The following is a 21,540-nucleotide window of genomic DNA, read 5'->3' as shown; positions in this document are numbered from 1 at the left end:
ACCTCATGGCTGATCGCAAACTTGCCCTGCTCGCCTCGCCCACGGACGCTGCGCAGGAAGCCGCGCGGCGGCTGCAGGCGGTCATCCCGTTCGTGGCCATGAACGAGGCCGATATCATCATCGCGTTGGGCGGCGACGGCTTCATGCTGCAGACGCTCCATGCGCTGCTGGAGAGCCATCGCCGGGTACCCGTGTTCGGCATGAACCTCGGCACCGTCGGCTTCCTGATGAACGAATGGCGGCAGGACGGGCTGGACCAGCGCCTCGACAAGGCCAAGGCCTTCAAGGTGAACCCTTTGCGGATGCACGCCGTGACAGTGAGCGGTGAAACCTTCGCGATGCCCGCGATCAACGAAATCTCCCTTCTGCGCGAGACGCGCCAGACCGCCTGGCTCGAAGTTTCGGTCAATGGGCGAGTCGTGATTCAGGAACTGGTTTGCGACGGCGCGCTGGTGGCCACGCCAGCCGGCTCCACGGCCTATAATCTCTCGGCACATGGGCCCATTCTCCCGCTCGACTGTGGCCTCGTCGCGCTCACGCCGATCAGCCCCTTCCGTCCGCGCCGCTGGCGGGGCGCGATTCTGCCGGAGCGCAGCAAGATTCGGCTGCGCGTGGTCGACCCCGTCAAGCGTCCGGTTTCCGCCGTGGCCGACCAGCGCGAAGTGCGCGACGTCTCGCAGGTCGAGATCGCCGTGGATTTCGCCATGCCGCTCACGCTTTTGTTCGATCCTGAGCACACGCTCGACGATCGGATCGCGGCTGAACAATTTATCTCATGAGTGCTCTTGCGTTTCTTTCAAACCCGCTGCTATAGGCGCGGCCTCGCCGGACGAAAGCCCGGCTGCTCCCCGATAGCTCAGCGGTAGAGCATTCGACTGTTAATCGAATGGCCGTAGGTTCGAATCCTACTCGGGGAGCCACTTTCCACACATTGCCGGACTGCTCGGCCGGACCTGCCGGCCCGCACTGCCGCAAAAAGGGTTAGCCGCGTTGACAGGCTCGCCTCTCCGCTCCCATGAGCGGTCGGCCATGAAACTTGCTTATCTTCTCAACATGTATCCGCTGATCAGCACGACGTTCATCCGTCGCGAGATCGGTGCGATCGAGGCGCTTGGTCAGCCGGTCGAGCGTTTTGCCCTGCGGCACTGGGATGGTAAGCTGGTCGACCCGGAAGATATCGCCGAACAGGCGCGCACCCACTATATCATCACCGGCAGCAAGGCTGCGCTGCTGTGCGACGTGCTGCTCACCTGCCTGCTGCATCCGGTCAGAACGCTGCGGGTGCTGCCGCTCTGGTGGCGGGTGTGGCGCAACGCGGGGCGAAACCTCGTCGCCCACGTCGCCTATCTGCTGGAGGCCATGGCTTTCGCCCGCCGCGCCAATGCGCAAGGGATCGATCACGTCCACACCCACTTCTCGACCAACGCGACCACGGTGGCGATGCTGGCGCGGCGGCTAGGCGGGCCATCCTACAGCTTCACGGTCCATGGTCCCGATGAGTTGGTGCCCGGCGAGCCGGCCCGCCTCTCCATCCGCGAGAAGGCGCGCGACGCGGCCTTCATCGTTGCCATCACCGGTTATTGCCACGATCGCATCCTTGACGAGGCCCCAGAGGCTGCCCGGAAGGTCCGCATCGTCCCTTGCGGCATCAATCTCGCCGACTTCCCCTATCAGCCCGCCCCGCCCGAGAGCAGCCGTGTGATCTGCATCGGCCGCCTGTGCGCCAACAAGGGCCAGATTCATATTCCGCCCGCCGTCGCTGCCGTGATCGGGGAGTTTCCAGACCTAGTTGTCGAGCTGATCGGGGGTGGCGACGACGAGGCGGCGCTGCGGGAGGCGATCCGGGCACATGGCGTCGAGGATCATGTCATCCTGCACGGCTGGGGCACTGGCGCCTATGTGCGGGAGCAATTGCTCGCCGGTCGCGCCATGCTGCTGCCGAGCTATGCCGAGGGCCTGCCCATCGGGATCATGGAAGCCTTCGCCATCGGCCGACCGGTGCTGAGCACGACCATCGCCGGCATTCCCGAGTTGCTGGACGAGGGCTGCGGCTGGATTTTCGCGCCTGGCGATGAGGACGCCATTGCCGAGGCGTTGCGCGGGATCATGCGCGCCACGCCCGATCAGCGGGCTGCGCTGGGCGCCGAGGGGCGGCGCCGCGTGGAAGAGCGGCACGATCTGTTCAAATCGGCCCAGACCTTGCTCGATTATTTCAAGGCGGAAGCAGCCTCCGGCCGGCAGCGTTAAGCCAAACAAAAAGGCGCCGGACCCGATGGTCTGGCGCCCTTTTTTAGAAGGCCGACGGTTAGACGGCCATCCGATTAGCCGACGATTTCTTCCGGCTTGAAGAAGTAGGCGATCTCGATCGCGGCATTCTCTTCGCTGTCCGACCCGTGAACGCTGTTGGCTTCGATCGACTCGGCCAGTTCCTTGCGGATGGTGCCGGGCTCGGCATTGGCGGGGTTGGTGGCGCCCATGATGTCGCGATTGCGCTTCACGGCGTCCTCGCCTTCCAGAACCTGCACGACGACCGGGCCGGAAATCATGAACTCGACCAGCTCACCGAAGAAGGGACGCTCCTTGTGCACCGCGTAGAAACCCTCAGCCTGCTCGCGGCTCATGTGGATGCGCTTGGATGCCACGACGCGCAGGCCGGCTTCCTCCAGCATCTTGGTGACAGCACCGGTCAGGTTGCGACGGGTCGCGTCGGGCTTGATGATCGAGAAGGTGCGGGTCGCCGCCATGAGAAATGCTCCGGTAAAGAAAACGAACGAGTTGAGGTCGCGCGCGCTCTACCCGCGAAGCGACAACCGATCAAGAGCAGCAGTCCCCCAACGGGTTACGATCAATTAAGCGCTTTGAGTTCAAATTGTTACAGTTTGCCATAGTTGAGTGCGCAAAGGGGGAATGGGAACATGCAGGGCGCGGAGGCGAAGGAATCCATTTATCGGATCGACAGGCATGATGACGGGTCGCTGCGCTTTCACAGCATTGCGCCGGGGCAGCTGCGCCGCTTTCCGGACGCGGCGACGGTGACGACGCCCTGCCTGACCCTACCAGCAGAGGCGGCGGAGCCGGCACTGGCTCGAGCCGCTGCGCGTAAAAGCTCAACCTGCAACCGGGCTTCCCAATATCCTGCCATTTGCTGGCCCGACCTCGGACCGGGCGAGAGCCTGAATGCCTTTGGCATGTTCTGGAAACGCGAACTGGTGCCCTGGTCTGGACCGCCCCTCCTCCTCGGCCGGCGCACCAAAGGGACGCCATTGTTCAACTTTGCCCGTCAGGTGGGTCTTTATCTGCTGCAGGATGGCGCGCGGACCGTCTATGTCGGGCGTGCGAGCAACGATCTCTATGCGCGACTCAAGACGCATACGACCGACCGACTTGCCGGCCGGTGGAATCGCTTTTCCTGGTTCGGCCTGCGAGACGCCAGTCAGCATCTGCCTTTCGCGCAAAGCGCGTGCTGGAGCGAAGCCAATATGCTCAGAACCATGGAAGCGCTGTTGATCGAAACGCTCGAACCGCCGCTCAACCGACGCGGCGGAGACGGGCTGAGCGGCCGTGAATTTCTTCAGGCCAGCGCACCGACGTCCCTCAAGAGCCGTCACGCAGAAGCGCGCGCCGATACCACCAAGAAGCCGCGTCACATGCGGTGAGCGAATCCGGCGCGCCGGCGGTGCCTCAAGGCCCTTGGCGCCACCGCCCGCCATCCTGCTTCCAGAAGCGCGGCGTGACGTCCTCCGATCGGCTCAGCGCCTTCCAGGCCAGCCGCGCACCGGCCACCGTGGCATCATCGAAAAAGTAGAAAACCCGCTCGAAGCCCAGCGCTTCATCCCGCCACAGGCCATCGGCCAGCGCGACATGCCGCGCGCCATTGGCTGCATCGCAACTCGGCGCAAGGAGGATCGGCTGGACCTGCGGCATGGGTGCATCCGCATGATCGTTGGCCAGATAGCTCTCCGGCCCAGCACTCCACAGACCCTCGGAGATACGGTCGAGCTGGTCGCGCTCGGCGGAAACGACCAGCAGCCGCCCGCCGCCATCAAGCACCCTGCGCGCGATGGCGGGTACCGTCGCCTCGACGGGATCCCGGCTGAGCTGATAGAAATCCACCTGCATGTTGCGGCTCTAGCGCGATCCGGCCCGGCTGCGAAGGCCGGGCCGAAATATGCGCAAGACCTCAACCGGCCTGATAATGATCGCGGATCAACTGGTCGAGCAGGCGCACGCCATAGCCGGTGGCGCCCTTCTCCCATGTCGCGCCGGGCTTGTCGGCCCAGACCATGCCGGCAATGTCCAGATGCGCCCATTTTACGCCCTCCTGCACATAGCGCTTGATGAACTGCGCCGCCGTGATCGAGCCGGCATAACGCGGCCCGATGTTCTTCATGTCGGCAATGGGGCTGTCGATCAGCTTGTCATAAGCGGGCGACAGCGGGAAGCGCCACAATTTGTCACCGCTCTCGCGACCGGCCGCGAGGAGCTGTTCGGCAAGACCATCGTCATTGCTGAACAAGCCGCCATGCTCGCTGCCGAGCGAGATCAGCATCGCCCCGGTGAGGGTTGCAAGATCGATCACCGTCTCGGGCTTGTAGGTCTGCTGGGTCCACCAGATCGCATCGCACAGCACCAGACGCCCCTCGGCGTCCGTGTTCAGCACTTCCACGGTCTGGCCGGACATGGTCTTGACGATATCGCCGGGACGCTGCGCGCCGCCGTCGGGCATATTCTCGACCAGCCCGCAGATGCCGACGACATGCGTGGGTGCTTTGCGCAGGGCCAGCGCCTTCATCGCGCCGGCAACGGCACCGGCGCCGCCCATATCCCACTTCATGTCTTCCATGCCCGCACCGGGCTTGAGCGAAATGCCGCCGGTATCGAAGGTGACGCCCTTGCCGACCAGCGCCAGCGGCTTGGCCTGCGCGCCATTGGTACCGTCCCAACGCATCGCAAGAATGCGCGGCTTGCGCACCGAGCCCTGTGCCACGCCGAGCAACGCACCCATGCCGAGATTGGCCATATCCGTCTGATCCAGCACGCTGATTTCAATGCCGAGATCGACCAGATGCCGACAGCGCTCTACGAAGCTCTCGGGATAGATGATGTTGCCTGGCTCGGCGACCAGTTCGCGCGTGAATGCAACACCTTGTGCGACGGCTTTAGCATCATCCACGAGCGCCGCCAGATCGCCGGACTCATGAACCAGCGTTACGGTTTCGAGCGTCGGCTTGGCCTTCTCCGCCAGCTTAGTGCGATAGGTGTCGATGCGCCATGCGCGCAGTTCGGCCCCCAGCGCGATTCGGGCGAGCGCGTCGGCGGTAAGCCCCGCGCCATCGATCGCGACATGCTTGACGCCGGAGGTCTGCAGCCGTGCCGTCACCGCGCCGCCTGCCTTCTCTAGATCGGCCGGCGTGCCCTCGCCCGTCCCGACGAGCAGGACGCGGAGAGTCTTGCCCGCCTCGGCCACGAACAGTTCCACCACGGCGCCTGCCTCGCCGCCAAAGCGCGATGCCTCCGCCGCCTGCGCCGCCAGAGCCTGCGCCTCGATGCCCGGCGACACGGCGGCGCCCTTTGCGACCGGGAAAACGAGGCAGTCCATGTCGGCAGGGCGACTGGCGGAAATGGCAATGTGCATGGATACAAGCTCCTGGAAAGGAATTATGTGGCCAGATGACCTGGTGTGAATATGGAAGCGGAATAGCGCCTTGCCAGGGGGTATGCCACGGCAAAGGGACCGTTAAGCGCGATTTCACGCTTGGGAAGGCAATTGCGGAGCGGGCGCTGCAGTGCAATAGGGCAGCGTTGCACACGGCGCGCGCAGACCGCGAGCCGCGCTGGGAGAATGACGATTGGTTGCCACGATGAGCCGTGACACGCGCGAGCGGACCATGATGCGCGTGCACCTGTGCATCAGCGCGCCAGCTCTGATTCTGGCGATGGTCATGGCCGCGCCGGCCTACGCCCAGACGCAGGCCGAGCCGCCTACGCAGGGCGAACCGCCGCTCACCATCGACAATGTGGCGCCGCAGGATATTCCCGCTGGCGCTGAACCCGATTTTCAAGACCGCCCGGCGAAGGCAGAGGCCGAGGCCGTGCCCATGCCGGCAGCGCCGGTCTCCAAGAACGAGATCAATTTCCAGGCCGACCGGATCGACTACGACAGCAATGCCGATATCGTGCGCGCCTCCGGCAATGTCCGCGTTGCCCGACAGGATGCCAATCTGTCCGCCGATCAGGTGGAGTGGGATCGCAAGGCCGGCACCGTCATCGCGCGCGGCGATGTGCTGCTCGTCAATGAGCGTGGCGACCGCGCTTATGCCGACGAGATGGACGTCACCGAAAGCCTGCGGGACGGCGTCATCGAAAATCTGCTGATCGTCACCAACAGCGAGAATCGTCTGGCGGCGGTAAAGGCCCAGCGCACCGACAATATCTACGTGCTGGACAAGGCGGCGTTCACGCCCTGCAAGGTCGAGACGGTCAAGGGCTGCCCCAAGGAGCCGACCTGGCAGATTCAGGCCGATCGCGTCATTCTGGACGAGGCTCGCCAGCGGGTGCGTTATGAGAATGCGCGCGTCAGCATGTTCGGCCTGCCCCTGCTTCCCCTGCCGGGCCTGCGCCACAGCATTGGCGATGAAGGAAGCAGCGGCTTGCTGGTGCCGGATATCGGCTATGATCGGCGCAACGGCGTGCAATATGTACAGCCCTATTACTGGCGGCTTGCGCCCAATCGCGATCTGACGCTCACGCCCTATGTCTACAGCGCGGTGCTGCCGATGCTCGGCGCAAGCTATCGCGCACTCCTGCCCAAAGGCGCCTATCAGATCACCGGCTACGGCACAGTCAGCGCCGTTACGCCGGTCACGGGCGAAACCGATGTCACCAGCGATGAGCGTCTGCGCGGCTACATCGCTGCGAGCGGCAAATTCCAGTTCGACCCGCTCTGGTCGTTGACCGGATCGCTGCGTTACGCGTCCGACCGCACCTTTCTCAATCGCTATGACCTGAGCCACGAGGACCGGCTGCGCTCCACGCTCAATCTTGAGCGGATCGGCACGCGCAGTTATCTCTCGATTGCCGGTTGGGCCTTCCAGTCGTTGCGCTCGGGGGACCGGGCCGGCCAGGTTCCTATCGCCATTCCCGCCATCGACTACCGCCTGCGCACCACCGATCCGCTATTCGGCGGACGGGTGGAACTGCAGGCCAACAGCCTGTCGATCCTCCGCACGGATGGGCAGGATACCCAGCGCGCGTTCGTCGGCTTCACCTGGAAGCAGAGCCGGCTGACCGGCATGGGACAGGAAGTCTCGTTGACCGCCTATGCCCGTGGCGACGTCTACAACAGCGCGCAGAACGATCTTTCGCCAACGGTGGTCTATCGCGGTGAGGAAGGCTGGCAGACGCGAGGAATCGCCGCGTTGGCGCTCGATGTGCGCTGGCCGTTCATCGGGCAGGCTTTTGGCGGCACCCAGCGCCTGACACCACGCATCCAGCTGGTTGCCGCGCCGCGCCTCGCCAATCTGAATGTGCCGAACGAAGATGCCCGCGCGATTGACCTGGAGGATTCCAACCTCTTCGCGCTCAATCGCTTCCCCGGCTATGACCGCTTCGAGGATTCGACGCGCATCACCTACGGGTTCGACTACCGCTTCGACCTGCCGAATTTCTCGTTCGATACCACCGTCGGTCAGAGCTACCGCATAGATGACCGCCCGTCCCTGCTGCCCAATGGCACCGGGCTATCCGATCGGCTGTCAGACATCGTTGGTCGGTCGGAAATCCGCTATAAGGATTTTCTGTCCTTCACCCACCGTTTCCGGCTCGACAAGGATGGCTTTGCCGTCCGACGCAACGAGATCGAGGCGACGGTTGGTACGCGCCGCACTTATGCCGAGGTCGGCTATCTGCGACTGGACCGGAACATCACGTCCGGCGTCGAGGATCTGCGCGATGTCGAAGAAATCCGCCTCGCAGCGCGCGTCGCCTTTGCGCGCTTCTGGTCGGTCTTCGGCTCGACGAACATCGATCTGACCGGCCAGCGGGACGATACGACGAGCACGCTGTCCGGCTTCGAGCCGGTGCGTCACCGCCTCGGCATCGCCTATGAGGATGACTGCCTGGAACTCGGCTTCACCTGGCGGCGCGATTACCAGACGGTCGGCGATGCCCGTCGCGGCAATTCGTTTCAACTGCGGCTGGTATTTAAGAATCTCGGCCTGTAAAGACTCCAGCTTCGCAAAGGGTGTGAAGGCCGGGCGTCATCCGTCGCTCAGGCCCGGTTCAGCCGCCGCGCATTAATCCGCCGGGCAGGTCGCGGCCTCTTGAGGCCGCCTGCTTCTGAATGGAGAGCAAGTTTGACTGACGTGAACAGCGTGAAAAGGATTTCCTCCCGTTTCACCGCCCGGATTCTTGCAGGCGCCGCGACGGGCCTTTTGGCGTGCTCAGCCATTGCTCAAGCGCCGGAAGGCCAGACCGAGGATGCCGCCGGAGCCACCGCGTCCGCGCTCGATATTCCCGCCTCGGTGGTGCTCTTCGGCAAGCGCGACCCCAATGTCCGCACTGCGACGGCGCTGGTGAACGGCGAGGTCATTACCCAGACGGATGTGGAGCAGCGGCTCGCACTGGTGGTTCTCGCCAATGGCGGCAATGTCAGCGCCGAGGAAAAGGACCGCCTGCGCCTGCAGGTGCTGCGCAACCTCATCGACGAGACGCTGCAGATTCAGGAGGCAGCGGCCAAGGACATTCGCGTCCCCGCCGCCGAGCTTGACGAGAACTTCGCCCGCGTCGCCGCGAACTTCCGCTACACGCCGGACAATTTCGCGAAGTATCTTGCCGCGCAGGGCTCGTCCGCACGCAGCATCCGGCGCCAGATCGAAGGCGAGGTTGCTTGGAGCCGCCTGCTGCGGCGTCAGGTCCAGCCTTTCGTGAACGTCTCCGAGGACGAGGTCCGCTCGACCTATGAGCGCCTCCAGGCCGCCAAGGGCAAGGAAGAGTTTCACATCGGCGAGATCTATCTCTCCGCCAACCCGTCGAACAGCCAGCAGGTGGCCGAAAACGCCCAGAAGATCATGGCGCAGATTCGCCAGGGTGGCTCGTTCCAGGCCTATGCGCGGCAATATTCGGAAGCATCGACCGCCGCGGTCGGCGGCGACCTTGGCTGGGTGCGCGCCGCGCAGTTGCCCGAGCCACTGGCCGAAGCTGCGCAGCAGCTTCAGGTCGGCCAGATCGCCGGCCCGATTGCTATTCCGGGCGGATTTTCGCTCGTCTATCTGATCGACAAGCGCCAGGTGCTGATGGCCGACGCACGCGACGCCGTTCTGAGCCTCAAGCAGGTCGCCATCGACTTTCCCGCCGGCACATCGGCGGCCGAAGCCCAGCGCCGGGCCAACGCATTCGGGGAAGCCCTCAAGAAGCTTCAGGGCTGTGGATCGGTAGAGGCGATGGCCAAGGGCGTCGGTGCGACAGTCATCGAAAACGATATTCAGGCGCGCAACCTGCCGCCGCAGCTCCAGTCCATTCTGCTCTCGATGCAGGTCGGCGAATCCACGCCGCCCTTTGGCTCGGCAACGGAAGGCGTCCGCGCGCTCGTTTTATGCGGCCGGGACGATCCGCCAGACGCGAGCGCACCCTCGGTGGAGTCGATCATGGCGCAGATGGAGGAAGACCGCGTGAACAAGCGTGCACGCACATATCTCCGCGACCTCCGTCGCGATGCGGTGATCGACTATAACTGACGTCTTCCGCACGATGTATTCCGCGTCCGCGCTGCCGCGGCCGATCGCGATATCGCTGGGCGATCCCGCAGGGATCGGCCCGGAGGTCACCGCGAAAGCCTGGGAAGCGCGGGACGCGCACACTCTCCCGCCTTTCTTTGCGGTCGGTGACAGCGCCGCCATCGCTGCGGTCTGGCAAGGCCCGGTAGCGATGATCGGCGACCCGATCGAAGCCGATGCGGTGTTCGGCAAGGCGCTGCCCTGCCTGCAGGTCGCCGACGCCGGTGAGATCATCCCCGGCCAGCCCTCGATCGATGGCGCGCGCTGCGCGTTCCAAGCGCTGGAAGCGGCCACGGGGCTGGTGAGGGCGGAAAGCGCCAGCGCCCTTGTGACCGCGCCCGTCTCCAAATCCCAGCTGTCCCAAGTCGGCTTCACGCACCCGGGTCAAACCGAGTTCGTGGCCGAGCGCTGCGGCGTCTCGCGCGGCAATGTGGTGATGATGCTGGCGGGCCCTTCGCTACGGGTTGTGCCGCTCACCATCCATATTCCCTATACAGAGGTGCCGGAGGCACTCACTGCCGCGCTCATCCGCTCCCGCGCGTTGGCCACCGCGCGCGGTCTCAAGCGCCTGTTCGGCATCGAGAACCCGCGCCTCGCCATGGCCGGTCTTAATCCTCATGCCGGCGAAAATGGGATGCTCGGCACGGAAGAAACAACGCTGATTGCGCCGGTGCTCGAGCAATTGCGCGAAGACGGGCTCGACATTTCCGGGCCGCATTCGCCGGACGCCTTGTTCACGCCCCGCGCCCGTGCGCTCTACGATGCGGCCTTGTGCTGCTATCACGATCAGGCGCTGATCCCCATCAAGGCGCTGGACTTTGACGAGGGCGTCAACATCACGCTGGGCCTGCCGATCGTGCGGACCTCGCCCGACCATGGCACGGCGTTCGATCTGGCGGGCAAGGATCAGGCGCATCCCGGCGCGATGATCGCCGCCATTCGCATGGCGCAGCAGGCCGAGCTCAATCGCCGCGCCTGGGTCGATCCCTGCCAGCCCTCATGACCCCACTTCCACCGCTGCGCGAGGTCATTGCCACGCATGGCCTGCGGGCCAGCAAGGCGCTGGGCCAGAACTTCCTGCTGGACGAGCAGTTGCTGGATCGCATCGCCGCGATTCCGGGGGATCTGACCGGCGCGCGCGTATTCGAGGTTGGCCCCGGTCCCGGCGGGCTGACCCGTGCCCTGCTCCGCGCCGGCGCGCAGGTCACGGCCGTCGAACGTGATGCCCGCTGCATTCCGGCGTTGGCCGAAGTCGCAGCGGCCTTTCCGGGCCAGTTGCGCGTCATCGAGGATGACGCGTTGCGGGTCGACCCCGTGGAGGTCTGCGGAGGACCGGCGCATATCGTTGCGAACCTGCCTTATAATATCGGCACAGCCCTGCTCGTCGGCTGGCTGGAGAGCGGCGTGTGGCCGCCCTGGTGGCTCTCCGCCTCGCTCATGTTCCAAGCCGAGGTTGCCGAGCGGATCGTCGCGCAGCCCGGCAGCGATGCCTATGGGCGGCTCGCGGTACTGGCCCAGTGGCGCAGCCGTGCGCGCATCGCGATGAAAGTCCATCGCTCCGCCTTCACGCCGCCCCCCAAGGTCATGTCCGCTGTGGTCCATATCGTCCCGGCCGACGCGCCCGGCGGCGTCGAGGTCGCAACGCTCAGCCGGTTGACGGCCGCCGCCTTCGGTCAGCGCCGCAAGATGCTGCGGCAGAGCCTCAAGGGGCTGCAGGGCGCGCTCGATGCTTTGGCGGAAGCCGGGGTCGACCCCAGCCGCCGCGCCGAGACACTCAGCGTGGACGATTTCGTGATGCTCGCGCGCCTGATGGGGCGCTGAGCAAGTTCACAGCGCGAAATTTACTGCTGCTCGACCTTCGGTGCGTTGGTCACCGCCTCAGCCGTGGTCACCGGCGGCTTGGTCGTGGCGATCGCGGCGGCCAGCTGATCCGCACTGGCACATTGCGTCTTGCAGAGCAGGCGCAGCTTGGCGAGCGTCTCGCGGGCGCTTTCCACCGCGCCCTTGTCCAGCATCGCGAGCCCTTCGCCTTGCAGGGCCGCCTGATTGCCGGGCTCCAGATCCAGCGCGCGACCATAATAGCGGATCGCCTTGCCGGGGAGCTTCTGGGCGCGGGCGATCTTGGCCAGCGACATGAAGATGCCGGGCTGATCGGGCGCCAGAAGCAGCGCCGTTTCGTAGGCATCGCGGGCCTTGGTAAGATCGCCGGCATCTGCCGCCGCCTTGCCCTTCGCCATCCACTCGGCTGCGCGCGGGCTGGGCGCGGGCGTCGCGCTCTGCTGGGAAAATCCACTGCTCGCCGACAGGGCAAGCGCACTCGCAAGTAAAATGGAGGCGGGGGTGAACCGCATGATTGTCTCCCAGATCGAGCCCTGCGCAACAGACGCCATGGTCGACGACGCTAGCATGGTTTTTCAAGCACCGCGAAGAAAAAGCCGTCGGTTCCGTCATGTGCAGGCGTGAGTAAAATGCCCTCGCCCCATGAACGACCCGGCGCCTGTTCCGACCCGGTAGAGTGTACCGGCTGCCATAGGGGATCGGTCCTGACGATTTGCTGAATTTGATCGCGCCCTTCCCGGTCGATCAACGAGCAGACCGCATAGACGAGCCGCCCGCCCGGCTTCACCAGCGGCAGCGCGAGCCGCAGCAGTCGCGCCTGCAACGCAACCACGCGCTCCAGCCGCGCGGGTGTGAGCCGCCAGCGCGCCTCGGGGTTGCGCCGCCAGGTGCCCGATCCACTGCAGGGCGCATCGATCAGCACGATGTCGCACTGCCCGGCGAGCGGCCTGAGGCCTGCCTCTTCCCGCCCGGAATCGAGCAGCAGTGTTTCGATCTGCCCGCCATAGCCGGCGCGGTCCGCACGCGGCGTCAATCTGGCGAGGCGGTCCCGCACCGCATCGGCCGCGATCAGCCGCCCAGCAAGACCGCCGTCGTTCACCATGTCTGCGGCCAAAGCGAGGGTCTTACCCCCTGCCCCTGCGCACAGATCGAGCACCGTCAGGCCCGGCGCGGCGCGGCAAGCCTGCGCGATGAACTGGCTCCCGGCATCCTGCACCTCGGCGGTGCCATCATCGGGCACGTCCGTGCCGGTTGGCAGCGCATAGCCATATGTTGCGCCCTCGATCGGCCGGGCATCCGGCCAGCGGGCCAGCGTCTCGGCATTGCTCGCGATCAACGGGTTGCGCCGAATGTGGAGAGGCGCCCGGTCGAGCAGGGCCGCCTGCTCGGCCTCATCGATCAGGGCGGAAAACCTATCGGCGATCCAGCCCGGCAGGCGGGAGCCATCCGGGCCAGACTCTGCCTCGCCCAACGGCGCCGGCGCATGGGCCGAGCCATCGAACAGCGCGGCGAGCGCCGCATCCTCGCGCGCCAGACCCGCCATGGCCCCACGGCCGGATGCCGGCGGATCGCCATAGGCCCGGACCGCACGATAGACGAGATCGCGCACCGCCCGGCGATCCTTCGATCCGGCGTAGCGACGCTCACGGAAATAGCGGGTAATCAGCGTATCGGCAGCAGCGCCATCATCGCGCGCGCTGGCGATGATGAGATCGAGCAGGTCGATCGCGGCCTGCATCCGCGCGGCAGGCGTCACAACGCTGCCCCCGGTGCAGGGCGTATATCGTTATCGTGTGGGATAATTCGGCGCTTCCCGCGTGATCGTCACGTCATGCACATGGCTCTCGGAGAGGCCGGCATTGGTGATCTGCACGAAGCGGGCGCGCTCCTGCAGTTCGCGGATCGTCTTGCTGCCGGTATAGCCCATGGCGGCCTTCACACCGCCAACCAGCTGGTGGATGACATCGCGCGCCGGCCCCTTATAGGGCACCTGGCCTTCGATCCCCTCCGGCACCAGCTTCATCTGATCCTTGATGTCCTGCTGGAAGTAGCGATCCGCGCTGCCGCGCGCCATCGCACCGACGGATCCCATGCCGCGATAGCTCTTATAGGCCCGGCCCTGATAAAGGAACGTCTCGCCCGGTGCTTCCTGCGTGCCGGCCAGCATCGATCCGATCATCACCGCAGCGCCGCCCGCAGCCAGCGCCTTGGCAACGTCCCCCGAGGTGCGCAGGCCGCCATCGGCGATGACCGGAATACCGCTCTTGAGCGCTTCCTCCGCCGCATCCATGATTGCGGTGAGCTGCGGAACGCCGACACCGGCAACCACGCGCGTGGTGCAGATCGAACCGGGGCCGATGCCGACCTTCACGCCGTCAGCGCCGGCATCGATCAGCGCGCGCGTGGCCTCTGCCGTGGCGACATTGCCGGCCACGAGCTGAATCTCGTTGGAGAGCTTGCGAATACGCGCGACGCTCTCGGCCACCATCTTGGAGTGGCCATGGGCAGTATCGACGACGATCAGGTCGCATTCCGCATCGATCAGCGCCTCGGTGCGCTCAATGCCCTTGTCGCCGACCGTCGTTGCTGCAGCCACGCGCAGGCGGCCGGAAGCATCCTTGGTGGCCTGCGGATAGGTGACCGCCTTCTCGATATCCTTGACGGTAATGAGCCCGACGCAGCGAAACGCATCATCGACCACCAGCAGCTTCTCGATCCGGCGCTGATGCAGCAGGCGGCGGGCCTCGTCCTGCGAGACCCCCGTACGCACGGTCGCGAGATTCTCATGCGTCATCAGCTCGCGCACCGGCTGGGCCGGGTTTTCGGCAAAGCGCACGTCGCGGTTCGTCAGGATGCCGACCAGCTTGCCGGTCGACTCCACAACCGGAATGCCGCTGATCTTGTGCCGTGCCATCAGCGCCTGCGCCTCCGACAAAGGCTGATCCGGGCCGATGGTGATCGGGTTGACGACCATACCGCTCTCGAACCGCTTGACCGCGCGCACCGCCGCGCACTGCTCCTCGATGGAGAGATTGCGGTGCAAGACGCCGATGCCGCCAAGCTGCGCCATCACGATGGCCATGTCTTCCTCAGTTACGGTGTCCATGGCCGAGGAAAGAATGGGGATATTCAGTGAAATATTGCGGCTGACCCGCGTGGACACATCGGCCTGACTCGGCAGCACATCGGACTCGCCCGGCTGAAGAAGCACGTCGTCGAAAGTGAGGCCGAGCCGAATGTCCATATATGTCGCCACCTGATCTGGAGAGACCCCTTGGGGGAATCAGTGGCGGCCCATGTAACCATTTCCCCCGTGCAGGGCTAGGGGGTCGTCAAAGAGAAGGGCGCGAAGGCTGGTTTGCGCCTATCCGAGGGCGGGACGGACCACCCCGCGCCCCGCACGACCGCCGGCCATCATCTGCGTCAACGCGAGCAGGAGGGCTGGCACTGCAAGCGTCCAGACCAGATCGGCCAGCGTATCATCAAGGCGTAGCGACCGGTAATAAGCGGCCTGCAGGCTCTCATTGATGAGCTCGGCCAGCGCCACCACAGCAAATGGCAAGGCCGGATGGCGGCGCGTGAGCGGCCAGGCAGCGACCAGAGCATAGAGCAGCAAGCCGCCGATCAGGTGCGCGCGCTCGTGCGAAATGGCGAGAAAGCGCAGGCTCCCCTCCGTCAGGGCGACATAAGCGGCGGGAATATCCATGTAGCGATTCGTAAAGAAAGCAGGTTAGCGATCCGTTACGACGCGATCCAAAGCCTAGCTGCGCAGATGTTCGGCCCGATCGATAATCGCCTTGGCTTCCTCGACGTGCATCGCCTCGATCATGCGCCCATCATAGCGCTGGGCGCCACCGGTGAAGGCCTCAACCAATGCGCGGGCCTGTTCCACCGCCGGGCCGCTGGGGGAGAAGGCATCATTGGCGATGTCGATATGGCTGGGGTGGATGATGGTCTTGCCATCGAACCCCATCTGCCGCCCCTCGTCGCACTCGGCGGCAAGACCGGCCGGATCTTCCAGATTATTGTAGACGCCGTCGAACGCGGCGACACCGGCGGCGCGCGCCGCCAGCACGATCGACTGCAGCGAGTAGGAAATCGCGCTGCGCGGTGCATCAGGCGGCACGGCCAGGCCCCGGCGCAGATCGTTAGTGCCGGCAATCAGGGCTGCGACGCCCGGCTCGCGCGCGATGGACAAGGCATTGATGATCCCCGCCGGGCTCTCGATCATCGCAATGACCGGCCGCTGCGTCACACGATTGACGTCGTGGACCTGCCGGGCCTCGATCACCTTGGGCACGATGACATAGGGCACCCCGGCACTGCGGGCCGCGACCATGTCCAGCCCATGCTCGGGACGCCCCTCGGCATTGATGCGGATGGCGCAGGGGCGCCCGTCGAACCCGGCCTGCACAGCCTCCACGGCGCGCTGCCGGGCCGCGTCGCGGTCTTCGGCGATCACCGAATCCTCAAGGTCGAGAATAATGAAGTCACAGTCGAGTTGGCGCGCTTTCTCAATCGCGCGCGGGCGCGACGCCGGGACGAACAGCAGCGTCCGTACGAGGCGCAAAGGCAAATCAATTCTTTCGACCGGACGACGCTTCTGCATGCCTTTTCAATCCTCTTATCCTGCCGATTCCGCTTTCCGGCAATGTTCTGAAGGGCCATAGTAGCGACCGCAAGCGCAGGAGGCTATCGACCATGGATCTGGTCACGTTCGCAATGTTCATCGCCATTCTGGTGATCTTCTATCTGTTTGCCAGCGTGAAGATCGTCCGGCAGGGCCATCGCTACACCATTGAGCGGTTCGGCCGGTTTACCGAAGTCGCGTCTCCCGGTTTCAACATCTACCCCGCCTTCTTCTACCGGGTTGGCCGCAAGATCAACATGATGGAGCAGGTGATTGATGTTCCGTCTCAGGAAATCATCACCCGCGATAATGCCATGGTGGCCGTGGATGCGGTGGTGTTCTTCCAGGTGCTGGATGCCGCCAAGGCTGCTTATGAGGTGAGCCACCTCAATACGGCCCTGCTCCAACTCTCGACCACCAATCTGCGCACGGTGATGGGGTCGATGGACCTGGACGAGACCCTCTCCAAGCGGGATGAAATCAACGCCCGGCTGTTGAGCGTGGTGGACCACGCCACCAATGCCTGGGGCGTCAAGATCACCCGCGTCGAGATCAAGGACATCCGCCCACCGCAGGATATCGTCAACGCGATGGCCCGGCAGATGAAGGCCGAGCGTGAGAAGCGCGCCAATATCCTTGATGCCGAAGGGTTCAAAAGCGCCGAGATCCTGCGGGCCGAAGGCGCCAAGCAGGCGCAGATCCTCGAAGCCGAGGGCCGGCGTGAGGCAGCGTTCCGTGACGCCGAGGCGCGCGAACGCGAGGCGGAGGCCGAGGCGCGGGCGACCCAAGTGGTGAGCGAGGCCATTGCGGGCGGCAATGCCCAGGCGATCAACTATTTCGTGGCGCAGAAATATGTCGAGGCGGTGGAGAAGTTCGCGACCTCCAGCAACGCCAAGACAATCCTCTTCCCGGTGGAAGCTACCCAGCTCATCGGCACGCTCGGCGGCATCGGCCAGCTCGCCAAGGAAGCGCTGGGCGATCATGCAGCAACGCAGCCTGCACGGCCCGTGTCCGGCACCGGCGTGCCTCACACGCGGACGCCGTGACGCCGATGCTGGACGGCATGCATCCTTCCATCCTCTGGGGTGTGTTCGCGGTGATCCTCGCCGGGGCGGAGATCATCGTGCCCGGCGTGTTTCTCATCTGGCTGGGCGTGGCTGCGGCGCTCACGGCCGGGCTCAGTCTGGTCCTGCCGATCAACCCGGCCTTCCAGCTGCTCGCCTTTGCCATCTTCACGGCCATTTCGGTGAGCGGCGGACGGCTCTGGTATCTCGCCCGCCCGGTCGCATCCCAAGACCCGATGCTCAATGACCGGGCCGCGCGCCTTGTTGGCCGCGAACTGCTGGTGGTCGAACCGATTAATCATGGCGTCGGTCGGGTGAAGGTGGATGACGGAAGCTGGACGGCGACCGGGCCGGATGCAGATGCAGGCAGCTATGTGCGGGTGACGGGCACCAAGGGCGCGGCGCTGATTGTCGAACCCCTGCCCACTCCGCTCGCCCCGCCCGACTTGGCCCGTGACGGCAAGGACATGCCGGAGCCGGAATGACTGCTTTCGCCTTTATCGGCGCGGCGCTGGCAGAGATCGCCGGTTGCTTTGCATTTTGGGCATGGTTGCGGCTCGACAAATCACCGCTCTGGCTGCTCCCGGGCCTTGCCTCACTGGCGGTTTTTGCCTGGCTTCTCACGCTGGTGGAAGCCGATTATGCGGGGCGGACTTACGCCGCTTATGGGGGTGTTTATATTGCCAGCGCGCTTGCCTGGCTCTGGCTTGCAGAGGGCACCAGGCCGGATCGCTGGGATGTGCTGGGCGGCGCAGTCTGTTTGTGCGGCGCCGCGATCATCGTCTTCGGGCCACGCACAGCCTAGCGATCACCCGGCATGCGCCCGTTCAGTGACATCCCGCGCCAGCAGGCCGCGGTGGCGGGGCAGCGCCTCAGGCATCTCATCGCGGATGAAGGCCAGCACCTTCTCACGAATCTCACAGCGCAGGTCGAATGCCTCGCCCGCATTGCGCGCGCTGGCGAGGCCGCGCACCTCGATGGCGTCCGGGCGCACCTCCGTCACCTGAAGCACCTTCACCCGCCCATCCCAGAGCGGCGAGGCAGCCACGATCGCTTCATAGCGGGCACGCAACTGATCGATATCGGCCGTTGGGTCGAGATGGAAGAAAACCGAGCCAAGCAACTGACTTGTCGAACGAGTCCAGTTCTGGAAACTGTCTTCGAGAAAGCGGGAGATGGGCACGACCAGCCGTCGCTCGTCCCACACCGCCACGACCACATAGGTCATGTAGATCGCCTCGATCTTGCCCCATTCGCCTTCGATGATGACAACGTCATCGATGCGGATCGGCTCGGTGAAGGCAAGCTGGATGCCCGCGATTACGTTTTTGAGCAAGGGCTGCGCCGCCGCGCCGACCGCCAGTGCCGCAAGGCCGGCCGAGGCCATCAGTGTCACACCCACCGCCCGCACCGAGGGGATGCTGAACAGCATGAGGCACAGGGTGATGAAGATCACCAGCACCACGGCGATCCTGCCGAGAATGCCCGTCCGCGTTCGCTTTCGCCGGGCGCGGAGATTGTCGGCCACGCTGATATCCGTCCGCTGCTCGACCACATCCTGCGTGCCCCGAATGAGGGCAACGGCCAGCCAGCCGATCAATCCCGGCACGATCATCGCCGCCGCCTGGCTCCAGATCAGGTGACCGCGCTCTCCCAACGTTAGCGACGGACGGAGGAACGCCAGCGCGAAGGCAACCAGCAGCCAGCGCGACGGCCATTGCGCCCGGCGGAGCAAGGCGAGGCCACCTTCAGAATGCGCATGGGTCAGCAGACGGCGCAGCACCCGCACGCTGAGCCAGTGCAGAGCCAGAGCCGCCAGAACGGCGAGAACGCCCAGCATCAGCGATTCCAATAATGGCGGCAGGGTCCAATGGTGGGGAAACATGTCCCTTTTACTGCTCAGGCGCGATCCGGTTCCCGCGGCAGATAGGGAAGCAACGCTGCCAGCGCAGGCGTTTCCAGGTCCGGCGGCTTGTAGGACAGCCGCGCTTCGACCGAGAAGAGGCGCTCACGCGACCAGAAATTGAGCGGCCAATCCCGCGCGCTTTGCGCTGAGGTCAGCAGGCCATTGACCTGATCGAGCAGATCACCGCCTATATGCTCGGCCCGATAAAGCCGCACTCCCCCGAGGAACGCGCGCGTGATCGTTTCATGATAGCCGTGGCGATCATCGTTCGGCACGCCCACGCTGGCATTGTAACGGCGGATGGTCGGCGCGATCTCCCGGTCCAGATCGATATCCGGTCGCTCGACCATCAGCCAGAAGCAGGCGGCAAGGTGGGCCTCATGCGTCCAGCGCTCGCGCGGCAAGGTGCAATCCAGCAGCCCCGCTCCAATTGCGTGGATGGGGGCGGCATCGCTGAACAAGCGATGATTGTTATCCGTCGTCACAACGGCGCCCTAAGCTTGCGCGGCATCATTTGCGACCGACAGGCCATTCCATCTGCTCATGCGCACCCCCCGCAGATATGAGAACGGCGGCCACCCTAGCATGGGCAGCCGCCGCTCTTAAGCCTCGAAAGGCGTCAGCCGGCGCGGGTTCAGGCCGCGACGGGCGCCTTCAGCACGTCGCGGACGGACGCGTCCACGTCGGCCTCGAACTGCGCGAAGTTGGCGACGAACTTGCCGACCAGCTCGGCGGCCGTCTCGTCATAGCGCGCCTTGTCGCTCCACGCGGCGCGCGGATCGAGCATATTGGGGTCGATATCACCGACAGCCACCGGCACCTCGAACCCGAAATTGGGATCGATGCGGAATTCGGCGTTGTTCAGGCTGCCATCGAGCGCCGCGTTGAGCAGCGCGCGCGTCACCTTGATCGGCATGCGGCTGATGCCCGGATCGGTCGCCTTGCCGCCGGTCCAGCCGGTGTTGACCAGCCAGCACTTCACGCCGCCCTTGGCGATCCGCTCCTTGAGCAGATTGCCGTAGACGCTGGGGCGACGCGGCATGAACGGCGCACCGAAGCAGGTCGAGAAGGTCGCCTGCGGTTCGGTCACGCCGATTTCCGTACCCGCGACGCGCGCGGTATAACCCGAGAGGAAGTGATACATCGCCTGATCGGGCGTGAGACGCGCGATCGGCGGCAGCACACCATAGGCATCGGCGGTGAGGAAGATGATGTTCTTCGGCACCGGGCCGAGATTGTCGGCCGAGGCATTGGGGATGAAGTCGATCGGGTAGGAGCCGCGGCTGTTCTCCGCCAGCGTCGCATCGTCCAGATCGATCTCGCGCGTGTCGGGATCGATCACGACATTTTCCAGCACCGTGCCGAAGCGCTTGGTGGTGGCAAAGATTTCCGGCTCAGCCTCGGCCGAGAGGCGGATCATCTTGGCGTAGCAGCCACCCTCGAAGTTGAAGACGGCGGTATCCGACCAGCCATGCTCGTCATCACCGATCAGCGTGCGGCTGGCATCGGCGCTGAGCGTCGTCTTGCCGGTGCCGGAGAGGCCGAAGAACACCGCCGTATCGCCATTCGGGCCGATATTGGCCGAACAGTGCATCGGCATGATGCCCTTGGCCGGCAGCAGATAGTTGAGGATGGAGAAGACCGACTTCTTCATCTCGCCGGCATAGGCCGTGCCGCCGATCAGGATCAGCTTCTCGGTGAAGTTGACCGCGATGATCGTCTCGCTGCGGCAACCATATTTGGCGGGGTTCGCGCGGAAGGTCGGCAGATCGATGATCGTATATTCGGGCTTGAAGCCCGCCAGCTCATCGCGCTCGGGGCGCACGAGCAGCGTGCGGATGAACAAATTGTGCCAGGCAAACTCGTTGATCACGCGCACGTTGACGCGATGCTCGGGCTGCGACCCGCCGAACAGGTCGGCGACGTAAAGCTGCTTCTTGTCGCCCAGTGCCGCGAAGAAATCCGCCTTGAGCGTGGCGAACTGCGCCGGCGTCATCGGCACGTTCACGTCGCCCCAGGCGACCGTGTCCTCGGTCGTACCATCGCGCACAATGAACTTGTCTTTCGCGCTGCGGCCGGTGTGCTTGCCGGTCTCGACAACCAGCGGCCCATCCTTGGCCAGCACGCCCTCGCCGTTGCGAACCGCTTCTTCCACCAACGGCGCGGTCAGAAGATTCCATTTGACGTCAGCCGACGTCGATATGCCTTGGTCGCCAAGACCAAAGGAAGAGATAACCTGCACACCTGTCTCCTAAGCAAAAACGCAGGGCGGGCTCCTACGGCCGTCCTCCGCGAGAAAACTTCAAATTCAGCCCCGTCCCCGGCGCA

21 protein-coding genes and 1 tRNA gene are annotated in these 21,540 nt (G+C 64.8%); 11 read left to right on the top strand and 11 right to left on the bottom strand.

The window, feature by feature from the left end; genetic code table 11:
* Positions 1-5: 5 nt before the first annotated feature.
* The 3 genes from M2335_RS08475 (at position 6) to M2335_RS08465 (ending at position 2,247) form a co-directional block, all read left to right on the top strand.
* Positions 6-779, top strand: a complete 774-nt coding sequence (locus M2335_RS08475) for an NAD kinase (protein WP_264594390.1) — start codon at positions 6-8, stop codon at positions 777-779.
* 66 nt (positions 780-845) lie between these two features.
* Positions 846-920, top strand: a tRNA-Asn gene (locus M2335_RS08470).
* Between the two features lie 109 nt (positions 921-1,029).
* The gene (locus M2335_RS08465) at positions 1,030-2,247 is read left to right on the top strand and encodes a glycosyltransferase family 4 protein (protein ID WP_264594389.1); all 1,218 of its coding nucleotides are present in this window, start codon (positions 1,030-1,032) and stop codon (positions 2,245-2,247) included.
* A 74-nt stretch (positions 2,248-2,321) separates the two neighbouring features.
* Here the strand turns inward: M2335_RS08465 and ndk are convergent, their stop codons facing one another.
* Complete coding sequence (gene ndk / locus M2335_RS08460) at positions 2,322-2,744, bottom strand: nucleoside-diphosphate kinase (RefSeq protein ID WP_181559849.1); 423 nt, start codon at positions 2,742-2,744, stop codon at positions 2,322-2,324.
* Positions 2,745-2,915: 171 nt separating this feature from the next.
* On the opposite strand from ndk, the gene M2335_RS08455 reads away from it, so the two are divergent.
* Positions 2,916-3,656 (top strand): hypothetical protein, encoded by a 741-nt coding sequence (locus M2335_RS08455; RefSeq protein ID WP_264594388.1) that lies wholly within the window; start codon positions 2,916-2,918, stop codon positions 3,654-3,656.
* A gap of 25 nt (positions 3,657-3,681) precedes the next feature.
* Here the strand turns inward: M2335_RS08455 and M2335_RS08450 are convergent, their stop codons facing one another.
* Both M2335_RS08450 and M2335_RS08445 read right to left on the bottom strand, forming a co-directional pair.
* Positions 3,682-4,119: a DNA polymerase III subunit chi gene (locus tag M2335_RS08450; RefSeq protein WP_264575676.1), complete on the bottom strand. Its 438-nt coding sequence runs from the start codon at positions 4,117-4,119 to the stop codon at positions 3,682-3,684.
* A gap of 61 nt (positions 4,120-4,180) precedes the next feature.
* Positions 4,181-5,635, bottom strand: a complete 1,455-nt coding sequence (locus M2335_RS08445) for a leucyl aminopeptidase (protein ID WP_264594387.1) — start codon at positions 5,633-5,635, stop codon at positions 4,181-4,183.
* A gap of 226 nt (positions 5,636-5,861) precedes the next feature.
* On the opposite strand from M2335_RS08445, the gene M2335_RS08440 reads away from it, so the two are divergent.
* From M2335_RS08440 to rsmA, 4 genes are all read left to right on the top strand, one after another.
* Positions 5,862-8,222, top strand: a complete 2,361-nt coding sequence (locus M2335_RS08440; protein ID WP_264594386.1) for an LPS-assembly protein LptD — start codon at positions 5,862-5,864, stop codon at positions 8,220-8,222.
* 141 nt (positions 8,223-8,363) lie between these two features.
* Positions 8,364-9,734 carry a peptidylprolyl isomerase gene (locus M2335_RS08435; RefSeq protein ID WP_413715701.1) on the top strand — a complete coding sequence of 457 codons (1,371 nt, stop codon included), beginning with the start codon at positions 8,364-8,366 and terminating at the stop codon, positions 9,732-9,734.
* Positions 9,735-9,747: 13 nt separating this feature from the next.
* On the top strand, positions 9,748-10,776 hold the full coding sequence (pdxA, locus tag M2335_RS08430; protein WP_264594385.1) for a 4-hydroxythreonine-4-phosphate dehydrogenase PdxA: 1,029 nt from the start codon (positions 9,748-9,750) through the stop codon (positions 10,774-10,776).
* Positions 10,773-11,594 (top strand): 16S rRNA (adenine(1518)-N(6)/adenine(1519)-N(6))-dimethyltransferase RsmA, encoded by an 822-nt coding sequence (gene rsmA / locus M2335_RS08425; RefSeq protein WP_264594384.1) that lies wholly within the window; start codon positions 10,773-10,775, stop codon positions 11,592-11,594. Before pdxA ends, rsmA begins: the two co-directional genes overlap by 4 nt.
* A 20-nt stretch (positions 11,595-11,614) precedes the next feature.
* Here rsmA and M2335_RS08420 read toward each other — a convergent pair whose 3' ends face one another.
* From M2335_RS08420 to M2335_RS08400, 5 genes are all read right to left on the bottom strand, one after another.
* Entirely contained in the window at positions 11,615-12,124 is a 510-nt protein-coding gene (locus M2335_RS08420) for a tetratricopeptide repeat protein (RefSeq protein WP_264575670.1), read from the bottom strand.
* 50 nt (positions 12,125-12,174) lie between these two features.
* Positions 12,175-13,368 (bottom strand): RsmB/NOP family class I SAM-dependent RNA methyltransferase, encoded by a 1,194-nt coding sequence (locus tag M2335_RS08415; protein ID WP_264594383.1) that lies wholly within the window; start codon positions 13,366-13,368, stop codon positions 12,175-12,177.
* Between the two features lie 30 nt (positions 13,369-13,398).
* The gene (guaB, locus tag M2335_RS08410; protein WP_264594382.1) at positions 13,399-14,856 is read right to left on the bottom strand and encodes an IMP dehydrogenase; all 1,458 of its coding nucleotides are present in this window, start codon (positions 14,854-14,856) and stop codon (positions 13,399-13,401) included.
* 120 nt (positions 14,857-14,976) lie between these two features.
* Positions 14,977-15,318 carry a hypothetical protein gene (locus M2335_RS08405; RefSeq protein WP_264594381.1) on the bottom strand — a complete coding sequence of 114 codons (342 nt, stop codon included), beginning with the start codon at positions 15,316-15,318 and terminating at the stop codon, positions 14,977-14,979.
* 54 nt (positions 15,319-15,372) lie between these two features.
* Positions 15,373-16,221, bottom strand: coding sequence for an HpcH/HpaI aldolase/citrate lyase family protein (locus M2335_RS08400; RefSeq protein WP_413716111.1), 849 nt, complete (start codon positions 16,219-16,221; stop codon positions 15,373-15,375).
* 92 nt (positions 16,222-16,313) lie between these two features.
* On the opposite strand from M2335_RS08400, the gene M2335_RS08395 reads away from it, so the two are divergent.
* From M2335_RS08395 to M2335_RS08385, 3 genes are read left to right on the top strand one after another with little or no spacing between them, the layout of a single operon-like run.
* Entirely contained in the window at positions 16,314-17,288 is a 975-nt protein-coding gene (locus M2335_RS08395) for an SPFH domain-containing protein (RefSeq protein WP_264579048.1), read from the top strand.
* Positions 17,289-17,305: 17 nt separating this feature from the next.
* Complete coding sequence (locus tag M2335_RS08390; protein WP_264570567.1) at positions 17,306-17,791, top strand: NfeD family protein; 486 nt, start codon at positions 17,306-17,308, stop codon at positions 17,789-17,791.
* A complete protein-coding gene (locus tag M2335_RS08385) occupies positions 17,788-18,111 on the top strand; it encodes a YnfA family protein (RefSeq protein ID WP_264594380.1) in 324 nt (107 codons plus the stop codon). The genes M2335_RS08390 and M2335_RS08385 overlap by 4 nt, the downstream gene beginning before the upstream one ends.
* A 3-nt stretch (positions 18,112-18,114) precedes the next feature.
* Here M2335_RS08385 and M2335_RS08380 read toward each other — a convergent pair whose 3' ends face one another.
* The 3 genes from M2335_RS08380 to M2335_RS08370 all read right to left on the bottom strand — a co-directional run bounded on the left by M2335_RS08380 (position 18,115) and on the right by M2335_RS08370 (position 21,454).
* On the bottom strand, positions 18,115-19,146 hold the full coding sequence (locus M2335_RS08380) for a mechanosensitive ion channel family protein (RefSeq protein ID WP_264594379.1): 1,032 nt from the start codon (positions 19,144-19,146) through the stop codon (positions 18,115-18,117).
* Between the two features lie 59 nt (positions 19,147-19,205).
* Complete coding sequence (locus M2335_RS08375; RefSeq protein ID WP_264594378.1) at positions 19,206-19,697, bottom strand: hypothetical protein; 492 nt, start codon at positions 19,695-19,697, stop codon at positions 19,206-19,208.
* Between the two features lie 149 nt (positions 19,698-19,846).
* Positions 19,847-21,454, bottom strand: a complete 1,608-nt coding sequence (locus tag M2335_RS08370; protein ID WP_264594377.1) for a phosphoenolpyruvate carboxykinase — start codon at positions 21,452-21,454, stop codon at positions 19,847-19,849.
* Positions 21,455-21,540: the final 86 nt, after the last annotated feature.

Source organism: Sphingobium sp. B12D2B (genome assembly GCF_025961775.1).
GTDB lineage: Bacteria > Pseudomonadota > Alphaproteobacteria > Sphingomonadales > Sphingomonadaceae > Sphingobium.
Note: the sequence above shows the minus strand (reverse complement) of the source record. Positions and strands in the feature narration are given on the sequence as shown.